The organism is Jonesia denitrificans DSM 20603, assembly GCF_000024065.1.
GTDB lineage: Bacteria > Actinomycetota > Actinomycetes > Actinomycetales > Cellulomonadaceae > Jonesia > Jonesia denitrificans.
The window spans coordinates 158,981-173,934 of record NC_013174.1; the positions used below are offsets into that span (position 1 = coordinate 158,981).

Annotated in this window: 14 protein-coding genes; 7 read left to right on the forward strand and 7 right to left on the reverse strand. The window is 61.7% G+C overall.

All coding sequences use genetic code 11. The features are described 5' to 3' along the window. The first annotated feature begins 7 nt into the window (after nt 1–7). On the forward strand, nt 8–1,273 hold the full coding sequence (locus JDEN_RS00745; protein ID WP_012805928.1) for a hemolysin family protein: 1,266 nt from the start codon (nt 8–10) through the stop codon (nt 1,271–1,273). Here JDEN_RS00745 and JDEN_RS00750 read toward each other — a convergent pair. From JDEN_RS00750 to JDEN_RS00765, 4 genes are read right to left on the reverse strand one after another with little or no spacing between them, the layout of a single operon-like run. Next, nucleotides 1,264–2,415, reverse strand: coding sequence for a cytochrome P450 (locus JDEN_RS00750; protein ID WP_012805929.1), 1,152 nt, complete (start codon nt 2,413–2,415; stop codon nt 1,264–1,266). The two genes, JDEN_RS00745 and JDEN_RS00750, sit on opposite strands and share 10 nt — an antisense overlap. Beyond that, nucleotides 2,412–5,270, reverse strand: a complete 2,859-nt coding sequence (locus tag JDEN_RS00755; RefSeq protein WP_012805930.1) for a multicopper oxidase domain-containing protein — start codon at nt 5,268–5,270, stop codon at nt 2,412–2,414. Before JDEN_RS00755 ends, JDEN_RS00750 begins: the two co-directional genes overlap by 4 nt. Next, nucleotides 5,267–6,361, reverse strand: coding sequence for a hypothetical protein (locus JDEN_RS00760; RefSeq protein WP_012805931.1), 1,095 nt, complete (start codon nt 6,359–6,361; stop codon nt 5,267–5,269). Before JDEN_RS00760 ends, JDEN_RS00755 begins: the two co-directional genes overlap by 4 nt. Continuing rightward, nucleotides 6,358–7,122: a helix-turn-helix transcriptional regulator gene (locus JDEN_RS00765; protein ID WP_088585191.1), complete on the reverse strand. Its 765-nt coding sequence runs from the start codon at nt 7,120–7,122 to the stop codon at nt 6,358–6,360. Before JDEN_RS00765 ends, JDEN_RS00760 begins: the two co-directional genes overlap by 4 nt. 271 nt (nt 7,123–7,393) lie before the next feature. On the opposite strand from JDEN_RS00765, the gene JDEN_RS00770 reads away from it, so the two are divergent. Then, entirely contained in the window at nt 7,394–7,693 is a 300-nt protein-coding gene (locus JDEN_RS00770) for a DUF2249 domain-containing protein (protein ID WP_012805933.1), read from the forward strand. Between the two features lie 148 nt (nt 7,694–7,841). On the opposite strand, the gene JDEN_RS00775 is transcribed toward JDEN_RS00770, so the two are convergent. Beyond that, nucleotides 7,842–8,174, reverse strand: coding sequence for a metal-sensitive transcriptional regulator (locus tag JDEN_RS00775; RefSeq protein WP_226926620.1), 333 nt, complete (start codon nt 8,172–8,174; stop codon nt 7,842–7,844). A gap of 131 nt (nt 8,175–8,305) precedes the next feature. Here JDEN_RS00775 and JDEN_RS00780 point away from each other — a divergent pair, with 131 nt between their 5' ends. The 3 genes from JDEN_RS00780 to JDEN_RS00790 all read left to right on the forward strand — a co-directional run bounded on the left by JDEN_RS00780 (nt 8,306) and on the right by JDEN_RS00790 (nt 11,038). Further along, on the forward strand, nt 8,306–10,033 hold the full coding sequence (locus JDEN_RS00780; RefSeq protein WP_012805935.1) for an FAD-dependent oxidoreductase: 1,728 nt from the start codon (nt 8,306–8,308) through the stop codon (nt 10,031–10,033). A gap of 77 nt (nt 10,034–10,110) precedes the next feature. Next, a complete protein-coding gene (locus tag JDEN_RS00785; protein ID WP_012805936.1) occupies nt 10,111–10,290 on the forward strand; it encodes a hypothetical protein in 180 nt (59 codons plus the stop codon). Nucleotides 10,291–10,363: 73 nt separating this feature from the next. Continuing rightward, entirely contained in the window at nt 10,364–11,038 is a 675-nt protein-coding gene (locus tag JDEN_RS00790) for a DNA-3-methyladenine glycosylase (RefSeq protein ID WP_012805937.1), read from the forward strand. 18 nt (nt 11,039–11,056) lie between these two features. On the opposite strand, the gene JDEN_RS00795 is transcribed toward JDEN_RS00790, so the two are convergent. Beyond that, nucleotides 11,057–11,935, reverse strand: a complete 879-nt coding sequence (locus tag JDEN_RS00795) for a LysR family transcriptional regulator ArgP (protein ID WP_012805938.1) — start codon at nt 11,933–11,935, stop codon at nt 11,057–11,059. A gap of 15 nt (nt 11,936–11,950) precedes the next feature. On the opposite strand from JDEN_RS00795, the gene JDEN_RS00800 reads away from it, so the two are divergent. Continuing rightward, nucleotides 11,951–12,796, forward strand: a complete 846-nt coding sequence (locus JDEN_RS00800) for a LysE/ArgO family amino acid transporter (RefSeq protein ID WP_169304081.1) — start codon at nt 11,951–11,953, stop codon at nt 12,794–12,796. 81 nt (nt 12,797–12,877) lie between these two features. On the opposite strand, the gene JDEN_RS00805 is transcribed toward JDEN_RS00800, so the two are convergent. Then, nucleotides 12,878–13,555 (reverse strand): DUF3060 domain-containing protein, encoded by a 678-nt coding sequence (locus JDEN_RS00805; protein WP_012805940.1) that lies wholly within the window; start codon nt 13,553–13,555, stop codon nt 12,878–12,880. Nucleotides 13,556–13,872: 317 nt separating this feature from the next. On the opposite strand from JDEN_RS00805, the gene JDEN_RS00810 reads away from it, so the two are divergent. Beyond that, nucleotides 13,873–14,904 (forward strand): hypothetical protein, encoded by a 1,032-nt coding sequence (locus JDEN_RS00810; RefSeq protein ID WP_012805941.1) that lies wholly within the window; start codon nt 13,873–13,875, stop codon nt 14,902–14,904. The last annotated feature ends 50 nt before the right edge of the window (nt 14,905–14,954 follow it).

Here is a 14,954-nt window from a genome sequence, read left to right on the forward strand (position 1 = left end):
GACTCCCGTGGACGCTGACACACTGGCCAATATTGGTCTTGTCCTGCTGTTTGTGCTGATTGGCGGAGTTTTCGCGGGGACGGAGTTCGCCCTTGTCTCTCTTCGTGAGTCTCAAATCAACCAGCTTGAGAGCCGTGGGGCGCGTGGGCGTCGGGTCGCTGATGTTGCCCGTGACCCGAACCGTTTCCTTGCGGCTGTGCAGATTGGTGTGACTGTCGCCGGGTTTTTGTCAGCCGCGTATGGTGCATCAACTCTTGCCCCGGATTTTGTTCCCGCTCTTCGCAGCATCGGGTTACCACAGGCGGCAGCAGACACGGTGTCGTTGCTTGGGTTGACGCTCGTCATCGCGTATCTGTCGTTGGTGTTTGGGGAGTTGGTGCCTAAGCGCATCGCGTTGCAACGTTCTGAGCAAGTTGCGCTCGCGGTTGGACCGCCTCTGGACCGGTTTGCGACGCTCATGCGGCCGGTGATTTGGTTGTTGTCCCGGTCGACCAATGCTGTGGTGCGTGTGTTGGGTGGTGACCCGTCAGCCCGTTCTGGGGACATGACGCAGGAGGAGTTGCGCGAGATTGTTACTGCTCATGAGGGGTTGCCGGAGGACCAGCGTCAACTCATTACTGATGTGTTTAGTGCTGCGGAACGGTCCATTGGTGAGGTGATGCGGCCGCGGGGTGAGGTGGTGTTTGTTCCAGCGGCATTGTCACTGAGTGAGGCCGCTGAACTTGTGCGAGAGCAACCGTATTCTCGTTACCCCGTCAGTGGTGAGGGTTTTGATGATCTTCGTGGGTTTGTGCATATTCGCGATGTGCTTCAGGCGCCGCGTGGGCGTCACCCAGATGCTGTGACGGTTGGTGATGTGACCCGTCCTATGCTCGCGTTTCCGGTGACTAATAAACTGTTCCCTTCGCTCCACACGTTGCAGATGCAAGGCTTGCAGATGGCAGCGGTTGTGGACGAGTACGGTGGCACTGACGGCATTGTGACGTTGGAGGACCTTGTTGAGGAACTGGTGGGAGATATTCGCGATGAGTATGACCCACTGGTGGAAGAACCCGACGATGGGACCGTTAGTGCTGGGTTGACTATCGAGGAATTCGCTGAGCAAACCGGGTTAGAACTCACCGATGGCCCGTACGAAACCGTGGCTGGTTTTGTGTTGGCTCACCTGGGCCGGCTCGCGGTGGTGGGCGATGAGGTCACGGTGGGGGAGCGAACTATTCGTGTGCACACTGTCCAGGGGCGTCGCATTGTGTCGGTGTCAGTTCACCCGTGAGTGCGGTGGAGGATCACTGGTACCTCAGTGAAACCAGCGGTCGGGTACAGCGCCTGACGTGGTAGGTCCCCGTCCCATGCTGGTGTGATGTGAGTTGTGTGCGTGAACAGTTCGTCGAGGATGATGCGTAGTTCCAAGTGGGCGAGGGGTTTGCCGGGGCAGTAGTGGGTTCCGTGCCCGTACAGGACGTTGGCGTCCTGGTTGCGTAGCGGGTCGAAATCTAACGGGTTGGGGAACGCACGCGGGTCGAGGTTCGCTGTTGCCCACATGAGGTTGACGCGGCTTTCCGCGGCAATCATGTCTTCGGCAACTGTGGTGTCTGTGGTGGTGCGGCGTCGTGAGGCGAGAAACGGGCTATGAAGACGCAAGATCTCGTCGGACACTACCGCCATGTCCAACCCTAAAGCGTGCAGGTCACGCACCTGTGCACTTTCCCGTGGGTGGGCGGCAAGCCACGCGACGATGATGCCCACAGACGCTGCGATGGTGGCGAGTTCCCCCACCGTCCAGTTGCGAATAAGGGACACGAGTTGCTCGTCAGTGAGGGGAACGCCGTCGCGAGTTTCACGGACCAGGTCAGCGGTCACATCGGTCATTGTGGGGTTATTGCGGCGCACCTGTAACTGTTCAACAATGTACCCGTCGAACTCGGTGGCCACCCGAATCATTGCCGCCCGGTCCTGAGCGCGGGTCGCCGCGTGGTTCTTGCGCACCCACTCTTCAAGTGGACGTTGCAAGGTGGTGGGCCACCCCATGAACGCGGTTTGCACACGGTTCGCAAACGGTTGCGCCAAGGTGTCCATGACGTCGGTGGGGGCACTGAACGTGAGCTGTGACATGAGGTCACGTGTGATGGCACGGCATGTGGGCTCGAATGTGGCCATTCGTGCAGCTGTGAAGTAGGAGTCAATGATGGTCCGGTAAGCGGCGTGTTCAGCGCCGTCCATGGAATTGGGGACAGATACCCGCGGTGACACGCTTGCGGAGAACGTGTCTGGGGCGGCCGCCGCCTGGGTTACCTCAGGGTGACCCAACACAAAGTGTTGCCCTGATGGGGAATGTTTGACTGGGCATTGCGGGATAGCCGTGGTCGTGGTGATGTCGTCAAGGTCGCGAAGGCCAGGGAAGACGCGGTGTGTCATGGTGTGCTTTCTGTGACGTGAACAATTCCGCGGGCGCCCCTCTCAGCGTCCGCCATGATGTGGGTGACAAACGGGTAATGTCCAGCTTCGGGGAAGGTTAACTCCACAAAACCGCCTTGGGCGGCGTGCATCCCTAACGCTTGGGACCCGCCTGTTGTCCCGTGTGCTGGTCCGGATGCAGAACCGAGGATGTACTGTCCCTCAAACCACACCCGGTCAAACTGGCCCCCCACAATGTGGAAGGAGGATGGCTTGTTGGGGCCGATGTCGAGAACCCAGATGCGCACTCGTTCCCCGGTGACAGCGGTTAGTGGGTGTGCAACATACTGGTTGGCGTACCCGTTGAACGCCACCATGTCGGCGGCGTGACCGCCAGACAAAGCCCGGTCCACATCGACTGTTCCGCCTTGTGGGCCAAGGTAGAACTCGGACTGGGTGAGCACGTAGGAGCGGTCTACTTCGGGTAGGTCATCAGGTTCGATGATGACTGCGCCTGCCATTCCATTGGCAATGTGCGCGGTCATGGGCATGGTCCCGCAGTGGTACATCCAGATCCCGGCGCGCTCCGCAGTGAACCGGTATACCAACGTTTCCCCTGGTGGGATGGTGCGCATGGGGGTGTCAGGCGCCAGGTTGGAGGCATGGAAATCGATGGAGTGGCCCATACTGCCGTTGTTGACCAGTGTGATCTCGAAGATGTCTCCCACCCGTCCGTGCAGGGTGGGACCGGGGGCAACCCCGTTGAAGGTCCACAGGCGTTGGGTGACGCCGGGGGCGACCTCAATGTCTTTTTCCACGATCTCAAACGTTTCCCGATGCACGGTGGGGCTGCCGTCACTGGGTGCGGCGGGCAGTGGCGGCAGCACGGCGTCTCGTGCTGTGAAATCTGTTGGTGGGGTTGCCATGGGGTCAAAATCGGTGGCGGCAGAGTCCGCTGGTTCATTGTCAGTTCCAGTGGTGCCATGCCCCATGGTGGAGTGGTCCGTTCCCGGATCGGAGCCGGGTTCGGAGGTGTCACTAGCGTTGGGTTCGGTGGTGTCGCTGGTGGTTGTGACGGTGAAAACCATGCCCATCTGCCGGTGCCCAATAATGGAGCACCACCCGTCCATTGGGCCAGAAATGACCCCAACGTCAACAGTGGTGGAGTCACCGGTTGCGAGTCTCCCGGATGATACTCCGTTGGCGAACACCAAGTCGTGCACGTCAGTGGGGTCCGTGTTGGTGAGGTTAATAACTAGACGATCACCGGGGTCAACAGTGACGGTGTCCGGGGTGAAGCGCATGTCACGGGCATCCACATCGATAGTGACCGTGTCACCGGTGGGGTGAACCTCACCCCCCAACGCGCCGGACGCGGGCGCACCGGTGGACACACCCCACCGGTCACCAGCGACGCCACCCAACGCGCCAGACCCTAACGCGGACGGGTCCGCGATCACTCCCAGGACGACCGCAACAACGACAGCAACCACCCCTGAAGCAGCCTGACCAGCTACTTGCCCGCGAGGTCTCTCCCCATGAGGGGCCATCGGTCCAGGGCGACCAGTTCCCCCGGCGGCAGAAGACGTGGGAGCAGCGGGAGAAGCAAGATGAGCGGTGGGGTCAGCGTGAGCGTGACGGGCGGCCCGAATCGCCTGGACCATGAGAACCAGGAACGCTCCCATCGCCGCAACATACACCAGTGATGCAGCCACCCGAACAATGGACGGCACCGGCAGCGCGCACACCAGCAGCGCCCCGTGCCCGGCGGTGATACGGAACCAGGCACCACGGTCAATGGCGGCGTTCGCGGCGCGCGCCGAGGCAGGACCCCGTGACAGTGACACCGGAATCAGGTAGGACAACGCCCCCAACAGCACCGGGACCGCAACCCCGGCCGCAAGGAACGGTGAGATCCACGAAAAATGGGTGTGAGCCAACGCCCAGTCATCTTGGGGTGCAGCACGCAGCACCCACACGGTGAGATACACCAGTGCGCCCACCAGCCACAACTGTGAGGCGGCAACGGACAACGCAGCAAAAGACGAAGGTTTCTTTACCCACCCGGTGCGAACCAGGGGGATCTCCAGGATCACGAGACCCGCGACGTACACAACAAGACCGGCACCCACAACCCACAGCCACCCCAGCAGGGAACCCACCGCAGCGACCGTGACACCACCAACCAACACGGGTAAAGCCCTGGTAGCAGCAGGAAGAGAGTCATCACGCAGTTTGGTGCGCAACATAGTCGGCCACAGTGTGATGAGTGTGCCCACAATGGTCAACCCCATCCACCCCAGCACGTTCATCAACGCGTGCGATAACTTCACCTGGGCGTGAGTGGGGTCCGCGAATCCATGTGACAACATCGTGCCCAACACCGCACCCACCGGTAAAAACACGGCCGCAGCAAGATAGAACCGTACCGTTGACGCAAACCGGGTACCCAACGCGGACCGAAGCCTGAGCCACAATGACACCCCGTGCCACAGCACCGCACCACCAACAGCGGTCGCCCCGATCGCCGTTACCGGCCACCACGACCCCACTACCCCCACAACCACGATGACGGTACCCACATTCAACGCAACAAGACGCTGCGTTTGATGGCGTCGTTGCGCATCGGTGATTTGGGCGTGCAGTAACGCCACCGCAAAATGCTGGGACCACACCACAATGGAATGGGAAATTGCCCCCAAAAATACCACGTGCAACATGAGCCACCGTGGTGCCGGAATCCACTGGTGCACCACCGTCGCCACTACCGCGAGCAGTAACCAGATCACTGCGGGCAGATCACGCATCGGCTGGAAACCACGGCGGGTGGGGCGGGCAGAATCAGCCCGGGCAATCGGTAACGAACGCATCGTCATGCGGACACCCCTTCACGAGCGCGGGCGGCACGGACCGCAGACCACAACGCAAGAACAAAAAACCCAGCCAACCCGATGACGTTCGCAACCCCGCCAGCCGTATGCCACGACGGTAAACCAAGCAGGTCACCCAACCAGATCCGCGCCACCAGCCCAGCATGGACGGTCACCGCAGCAACCCACATGACAGGGCGGTAGGGCAATGGTCGGCGGATCACAGCGGGCAAAATCACGGACGCATGCGCCATGATCATCGAGATCGTAAACCCTATAAACACCGCGTGAATGACCGCATCGTAAGGGCCGCCAGAAAACGCGGGTCCACCAACCCAGATGACACCTGCCACCAGCAACCACCCATACCCGGCAAGCATGCACGCCGCCATGAACCGGGTGTGGCCTGTGGTCGTGATCATCGTTCGTGCAACATCGTGGGTGGCTAGCCACGCCGTCAACGCGAGCACACTCACCCCAAGAAGCGGGTAGCCAACGAGCGGCCACAACAACGCCGCCACACTGATGCACAGATAGGTAACACCCGCTGATGCCAGAACGGTGTTCGCGCGGGGACCCATGACGAACCGGGCGAGTTCAAGACGTTCGCCAGCGATGGTGAGGATAACAAAACCAGCCAGCCACGGAATAAGAACAGAGACTGGGACCCCACCAGCCCGCAACAACGCGGCCACCGCAGCACACACAGCGCCCAGCGCCTGCACGAGAACAGCCTCATCCCGGTTGCGTAACCACAGCGGACGGTAGAGAACAACAAGAGCAACAGTTCCCGCAGCAACACCCCAGGCGCCGACACCGGCAGGTAACGCGGTCACTGCCGCCAGGCTGCCGGCGCCCAGGAACACCGGCGCGGCATACCCCCACCAGGTGCCTAATGCGACTGCGCGTTCCAGTGCGATGAGGGTGCCCACGAACCCAAGTGTCATCAGGTAACCGTGTTGGTCGGCGAGGCGCGAGGTGGCAAAGGGTGCCCACACCCCAAGGAGTTGCAGGGCGGCGCTGAGCCCCAACACCATGGCGGCACCGGCTGGCAGGATGAGCAACGCGCGGGCGGGGATACGGCGGCGCTCGGTCACGGGGTGGTGCCTTCCCGGATTGTCTCCCCACGGGAATTCCCTGCTGGTGGGGGAGTGAGTGATGTGCGCTCAGTAGCGCCTGTGTCAGGTGATGTGCCGTGCAGGCGCAGGTGGAGAGCGCACGCATCAGGGGTGGCGAAGGGGATGAGTTGGGACCCAGAGGCGTGGTGTCCCATCGCTTCGGCAGCGCCCTCAATCAGTCCCAGGTGGACGCTGCACACAATGGAAGGGTACCTGCGTGCCGCATCTATCAGGGGGCAGCGGGTGAGTTCGATGCGGGTGTCTGTGGCGTGGGGCAGGGAACCGGCTGCTGTTGTTGCTCCGCGTACTGGGGCGAACCCGAGGTGAGACAGCACCTGAGAGACATCGTCGACTGCGGTGAGGTCAGGTTGGGAGGTGGCGGGTGCCGGTGTGCTTGGTGTGTCTGTGGGGGCTAATCCAAGGTGGGCCACAAGGTTGTGTCCCCATTCGTTGCCCGTTTCTTTGGCGGCAAGTTCGGGGGCGGGGGAGGTGCGGTGGATGGTTGCGGCCAGTGCAGCAGCAAGCTGTGCGTATTCGGAGTTGTCGCACATGACGGGGCGCCACAACCAGGCGGGGCGGCCTCGCCGTTCGGCGTGTTCTTGGGTGCGTGTGACATATCCGCTGTTCAGGAGGGCGTCGAGGTGCCCGCGGACGGTGTTTTCGTGGAGGTTTAGAGCCTTGGCGACGTGGTGAAGTGTGACGGGGGTGGGTTGTTCTTCGAGGTAGCGAAGGACTGCCATGCGGGAAGGGGACAGTGATCGCGTGCGCCGTTGCACCGGCTGCGGGGAAGTGTGCGGCGGGTGTTGAGCGGGGGAAGGGCGAGCTGTCTTTTCCACGGACTTCACACTAGTCAATAAAAACGAATCCTCTGTAGGACCAAAGATTGTTGCTTTTTCAACGATCTCCGGTGGGACCTAAGTCATTAAACACGAACTATACCGTGTTTAATATAGGTGGTGTCTGCGGCGTAGCCCGCGGCCGCGACCTGGTCACCAAAGGAAGGTACAACCCATGAGCAAGCAGTCTGGACTAAGCATCGGAGACAAGCCCACCGGTGGGTGCGCCTGTGGGGACCACGATGTGGTGGACTACCCCGAGCTTGATACCCGCGTCATTCCCCACGCGATCCGCCATGCCACGATTTTTGGGGCACTGAGTTCGATCGCCCCCGAGCGCGGCATGATCATTGTGGCGAACCACAACCCACTTCCGCTGCTTGCGCAGCTGGAGGAGCGCGCCCCTGGCGAGTTTGAGGTGACTTACCTGGAAGAGGGGCCAGAAGTGTACAAGGTGCAGTTCGTGCGCCGGTAAGGAACTGAATTCCACCAACGCCACTGGGCGCCACCCGCGATCGGGTGGCGCCCAGTGGCGTTAGTGCAGACATGTGGACAGTACGTGCTCTGGCTGCGACCCCGGGTCCGGGTGTCGTTGGCCTCTGGGTGCAGTGTCGATGCGCGTGCTACGCGAGAGTGAGGAAGAGCTTTTCGAGTTCGGTCAAGGTGAGTGGACCTTTTTTGCCGGACGCTTCGGCGTCATCGGCGGCCGCTTGCCGTTCGGGGTCAAGGACGCAGTCCTTCATGGCTGAGGAGATGATCGCGAACCCGGCTTTGTCGAGTGCTGAGGAGACGGCTGACAGTTGCGTGACAATGTCACGGCATTCGGCGCCTGCTTCTACCTGGGTGATCAGGGCTGCGAGTTGGCCGTTTGCTCGTTTGAGGCGATTGACGACGCGCTTACGGGCGGCGAGTTGTTCTGGAGTTTCGGTGTTCATGGTTCCCTCGAGTGTGGTCATGGTGGGGGTGGTGCTGCGGGCACTGTTTCGAGTGTGATCGGCTTTTGTGACGATGTCCATATGACATTCTATACCCCTGGGGGTATATTGGGGAACAGGGAAACACACAACCACTCACCAAGGGAGACCCGATGCCCACCAACACACAGGCATCCACCACCAACCGCATCGTCGTCGTCGGCGGTGTCGCAGGAGGCATGAGCGCAGCAGCACGCGCACGCAGAATCGCAGAAAACGCCGACATCATCGTCCTCGAACGCGGCGGCGAAGTCTCCTTCGCCAACTGCGGACTTCCCTACTACGTCAGCGGAGAAATCACCGACGCAGCCAAACTCCAAGTCCAAACCCCCCAAAGCCTGGGCGCATCACTCAACCTCGACGTCCGCACCCACTCCAACGTCACCCACCTGGACCCCGCCAACAACACCGTCACCGTCCAACACACCAACACAGACACCGGCAACACCAACACCTACACCCTCACCTACGACGCCCTCATCCTCTCACCAGGAGGCGTCGCCATCACACCACCCATCGACGGGATCAACTCACCACGCGTGCGCACACTCCGCACCGTCCCCGACGCCATCGCCATGCGCGACACCGTTGACCAAGGAGCCAAACGAGCCGTCGTCCTCGGTGCCGGATTCATCGGACTCGAAGCAGCCGAAGCACTCGAAGCACAAGGACTCGACGTTCACGTTGTCGAACTCGCCGACCACGTCCTGCCCCCACTCGACACCGAAATCGCCCACATCGTCACCGGTGAACTCACCCGCCTCGGAATGCACCTTCACACCGGAGTCGCAGCCCAAGCAATCGAACACCACACCGACCACGACACCGTCATCCTCGCTGATGGCACCCGCATCGACACCGACCTCATCGTCCTGTCCGTCGGAGTACGCCCCGACACCGCTGTCTTCCAAGACGCCGGACTCGACACCGACCGTGGGGCCATCATCATCAACAACCACGGACAAACCAACCTGCCCCACGTCTGGGCAGTAGGCGACGCCACACTCTCCACCGACGCTGTCACCGGAATCCGCCGCCCCATCGCGCTCGCAGGCCCAGCCAACCGTGCCGGACGCCTCGTTGCCGACCACATCATCAACCCGGACACTGCCCGTGAACTACCCCACCCCGTGGGCACAGCTATCGTGCGTGTCGGAGAATACGGGGTCGCCATGACCGGCGCCTCCCGCACAGTCCTCACCGACGCGAACATCGCCTTCCACTCCGTCTACCTGCACCCACTCAACCACGCCGGCTACTTCCCCGGGGCCGAAGCAATCTCCCTTGTCGTCCACTTCGCCCAGGAAGACGGCCGAATTCTTGGGGCACAAGCAGCCGGGAAAGACGGAGCCGACAAACGCATCGACGTTCTCGCCACCGCGATCCGTGCAGGCATGACCATTGAGGACCTCATCGACCTCGACCTGGCCTACTCTCCACCCTTCGGCCAGGCAAAAGACCCCGTCAACCTGGCAGGCATGAACGGAGCCAACGTCCTCAGCGGAAAAATCCGCTTGTGGTACCCGTGGCAACTCCACGAGATGCGCGAGACCGCTCTCATCCTCGACGTCCGCGGACCCGGTGAATACGCCACCGGACACGTCCCCGACGCACTCAATATTGCCCACACCGAACTACGCGACCGTCTCGAGGAGGTACGCGACGCGGCAGCAGGACGCCCCGTGCGCATCTACTGCCACTCTGGGATGCGCTCCTACCTGGCGCACCGCGTCCTCGACCAGGCTGGTTTTGACTCAGCAACCCTGTCCGGGGGGATGCTCACCCTCAAAGCCCACCTGGGCGAACACGCAGATGACGTCCTTGTCACCGACACGAAGTAACACCCTGACACTGATCTCACCGACACACCCGGTCGGGGTCCCGTGGCCCCGACCACCACACCATCAAGGAGAAAAATATGTGCCGTCCCGTATCCTGCAAAGTCTGTGACAAGACCACCTGGGCTGGCTGTGGCCAGCACGTTTCTGACGTCAAAGCCATGGTCCCCGCCGGCCAATGGTGCAACGGGCAACACAGCGACGCTGAACAAGCAGCCGCCAACCAGGGCGGCTTCCTGTCCAAGATCTTCGGTCGCTGACCCACCTCGCGCATCGACCCCACTGGTTAGGGTCGATGCGCGAACCCGTTGCCACTCCACTACGCTGTCGCCCATGACAGACGTTCACTCGAGTGGTTTTTTTGTGCCCCCGCGTGACTTTTTTGAACGCCCCGCACTCGATGTTGCCCCCCTGTTGCTGGGGGCGCGCCTCACCACCTTTCTTGACCCCGGCCCCGTCACGATCCGCATCACCGAAGTCGAGGCCTATCACGGCCCCGGCATGAACACCCCGCCAGACACCGGTTCCCATGCGCGGATGGGCCCCACCCAACGCAACGCCACCATGTTTGGCCCGCCCGCCCACCTGTACGTATACCTGTCCTATGGGATTCACAGCGCCGCGAACATCGTGTGCTCTCCACAGCACACCGCATCTGGTGTGCTGCTGCGTGCCGGCGACATCATTGATGGCCACGACATTGCCCGCGCCCGCCGGGTCGCGGCACGCACCGATCGTGACCTAGCGCGCGGCCCTGGTCGTCTTGCGCAAGCGCTCGGGATCACCCACCCGCACCATGACGGAACCGATGTGTTGGCTGGACAGGTGGCGCGCATCGCTGTTGCCGTGCCAGGTGGGCCGCACGCGGTCCCGAGTGAGCGCATCGGCAGGTCGCCACGGACCGGGGTGTCCGGCGTGGCAGGAACCCACATGTTTCCTTGGCGGTTCTATATTGCTGGGGACCGAAGTGTGTCACCGTACCGGCCTGGGCGGTCACCTACGCCATGATGCGTGCCGATGCGCCCCTCACCTGATCCGTAACGCGTACGCTGCCGCGTCTGCGAGGGTGCGGCGCAGGACGGTCAACGCAGGTGATTCCAGTTTCCACTGTTGCCAGTACAGGGTCACATCGACGTAGTCGGAGAGGTGGATCAGTGAACCAGTGGCGAGGGCTTCGTCGATCTGGATCTCCGGGGCAAGGCCCCACCCCATGTCTTGGGCGACTGCCTCAACGAACGCGGTGGCCGAGGGGACGTAACAACGAGCAGGGATGTTGGGGTCAACACCGTAGGCGTGGAGGAGCCGGTGTTGCATTTTGTCTTTGCGGTCAAACACCACGGTGGGTGCTTTTTCCAGCGCGGCTGGGGTCAGTCCGTGGGGGAACCACCGTGCGGCGAAGTCGGGGGTGGCCACCGGTAGGTACCGCATGACCCCTAGCCGGTGGGACTCACACCCTTGGATGGGGTCGGCGAGGGACGTGACCGCAGCGAGGACTGTACCCGAACGCAGGAGTTCCGCAGTGTGGTCTTGGTCATCGCGGAAGATATGGAAGTTCGCGACGTCACGGATGGACGCGAGCGCGGGGATGATCCATGTTTCCAGGGAGTCTGCGTTAATGGCGATGGGCACGTCGGGTGGGCCGGGGGCGACCGCGTCGACTTGGGCGAGAGTTTGGGAAAGGACAGCATCGATTTGGCGCGCTGCCTGCAGGTAGGGCAGGCCGGCAGGAGTGGGGCGTACGGGTTTGGTGCGTTGGAGGAGGACTTGGCCGGCGGTTGTTTCGAGTGCTTTGATGCGCTGGCTGAGTGCGGAGGGGGAGATGCGAAGGATCGCGGCTGCCCCGTCAAAGGATCCTTCATCGACGGCGGCGAGGAGGGCCTCGAGGTGGGCTAAATCAACACGCATCTTCAGTTTTCCTTCATGAGCAACAGAAAAGTGAACTGTACTGATCTTAGCCCCGTTGACATGCTTACCTACGTGATCTCACCGACCGTTGTTCTCGCGGGATTAGGCTTTGGGCTTTCCCTCATTGTCGCTATTGGGGCGCAAAACGCTTTTGTCCTACGGCAAGGGTTACGCCGCGAGCATGTGGGGCCCATTGTGGCCATCTGCGTAGCCTCAGACGTCATCCTCATCACCGCTGGTGTTGCCGGTTTTGGGGTGGTCGTGCAACGCGCGGCGTGGATCATCCCTGTTCTCACCGTCTTCGGGTCTGCGTTCCTTGTGTGGTACGGCGCGGGGGCTTGTCGGCGTGCACTGAAACCCGCAGGTCTCCCTATTGATGACCCCACCCTCCACATGCCCACCACACCTGATGCGCTGACCGCAACGGGCCTACCGTCCGGAACAGTGGCGACACTCCTTGTCAACGACGGCGGGAGTGCTGTTGCCACCGCGATACAACCAGCAACCGATACCCAGCCCACAACCGGGGCCACCCCCGGTTCAACCACGCAACCGGTGTCGTCAACACTGCGGATTGTGGTCCTGCACGTCCTTGCACTCACCTACCTCAACCCCCACGTCTACCTCGACACACTGATCCTCATGGGGTCGGTGGCCACATCGTATGGTGCCGCACGGTGGAGCTTCGCGATCGGGGCATTCCTCGCCACCCTGACGTGGTTTACCGCCCTTGGGTACGGATCGCGGGTTCTTACCCCCATTTTTCAACGGCCGCGATCCTGGCAAATCCTTGATGCACTCATCGGGGTCATGATGTTCTTCCTCGCAGGTCGGCTCCTGTTCGACCTCTTCACCGGATAGGTGCGGTCACTGCGGGAAGTGTGCGGTGCGTCGAGAAGCAGTGGCCTTCTCGACGCACCAGAGTCGTGACCAGGTGTGCCACTACTGTGTCCGCACAGCCTTATTGTCTCCTTCATTGACCTGCGCTTTTTTCGGGCCTTCACTCCACGTCAGCGTGTTGTTGTGTCCGCGCACCTCCACCTCAGCGACCGTGCCCGCAGTGATGGTGTGGTCGATCCCGAATACCTCAAGACGGGTCACCTCGTCTGCAGACAGTGTGGTCCCTTCCCCGCGGATGGTGACCTGGGAGGGTTGGGTCACGGTGAGGGCAAACTCGGTCCCTGCCACATCCACGGTCCCACTGACGTCCCCGTTAACAGTTGTCCGTTGACCCTCAACTGTGAGCCCACCCCACGGGCCGCCACTGACATGGTGGTCCTCACCCAAAACCTCAACACTGCGAGCGGAGTCAATACGAGCGGTGATGCCCACCCCTTCAAGCAGGACACGCCCACACATTCCGGTGACAACAGGACTCAGCGCGTCACCACGCACCACCACATCCTCACCATCAACGCAGCGCCCACCGTCCACGGGATCAACACCAGATGTGCTCCCCGCGGGCGCGGAACCACCAGTGGCCTCGTCAGTCGGTCCTTGCGCAGGGACTGAGGAGGTCTCCCAAGCTGACGGTGACCCAGCACTCGTGCCAGCACACCCGGACAACAGCACAGTGCACAGCACACCGACGGCAACCCATGGGAAAGAAAAAGCGCGCACACTGACTCCTAAGTGGGGGAGAGAACCAGCCCATTGTCTGAGTAATCCGCCGTCAATACGCCCCAGTGAGATGGGGAGAACTGTCCCACGATGCGCGCCCTGCGTGGTGAAAACCGCCCAGAGTGGCGGTTTTCGCCACCTGCAACCGCTAGATCGCTCAGTAGATGGGGACTCCTCACCTGCGCTGTCTCTTCCCCGCCGAAAACCGTTGCCCTACCGTCAAGTTAGGCGCTGCACGCCACCAAGCAACGGTGAAAAATTCACCCCCACCAACAAACCGCCCCCTGTCGCAGCGCCGAGTCACGGAGGTACATCGGATGAGCGGCGTCTATTCCAGTCAGTTGTTGTCCGGGCCACGCGGACGGCGCCTCTTGCTTGAACTCGCATCGTCACGGCACGAACCCCTAGAAAAACTCCTCATACAAACAGTGGCAACCGGAGTGAACTCAGGGATTCAAGGACAAGTCATCGTTGAGCTTGGCCGATCAGTGCCCGCAATCACAGCGGAACCACCCAACGAATACGAAATGCTCCTCGCCCTGCGAGAAACAGTCGCATCCGCACAATACTGGCAAGCCCCAGATGTCGAAGATGCACTCCTCACCCACAAGTCAGTGTCGGCCGCACTGCGACCCATCGCCGAAGTCGTCGCCGGAGTTGTCCCCGACTGGTGGGTAGGCGACATGGGCGGGCAACAACGCCGCGTCCAAGACGAATTCGCAATGCCCCTCTCCGATCCCGCAGCCTGGCGGGCAGGAGCCGGAGTCCAACAATGGTACCGGCGAGCCATGGCTGAAGAACTCCACTCCCAACAACACGACCCAAATCCAGAAAACGACATCTCCGGCATGTGGTGGTCCACCCCCGCCCACGAATCAATCCCCGCCACCACCAGATCACTAGGAGACCTGGGGCCAGTTGGGCTTTGGGCACAAGAAGACATGTCAATCAGCCAATACGCGATCACCTGGCCCATTGACATCATCGGATCCTCCCGGATCCTCGAACTACGCACCGCCGCCGACTACGTCAACCTCGTCGAACGCTACCCACTACGAATGACCCGGTCACGACTCCACGACTGGTACCGCGTCACCGGAACCGTCGACGAATGGTTCATCCCCCACTGGGGAATGATCGCCAAAGACTACGACGCCGTCCACCTCACCACCGTCGCCTACCTCGAAGCAGCAACCCGCCGCCTGCCCATCGCAGGAGGCTCCACCATGCTCGCCGGCTGGTCACCCGACGTCACCTACTGGATCGGCAACTGCGTCGTCGGCGGGTCACGCCCACAAGAATGGCAACACAAATCCGTTGGAAACGGCGACCTCTGGCTCGCCGCCTAACCCCCAACCCGCACCCCGGCTGGAACAGATCCTGGGCACCAGCCGGGGTG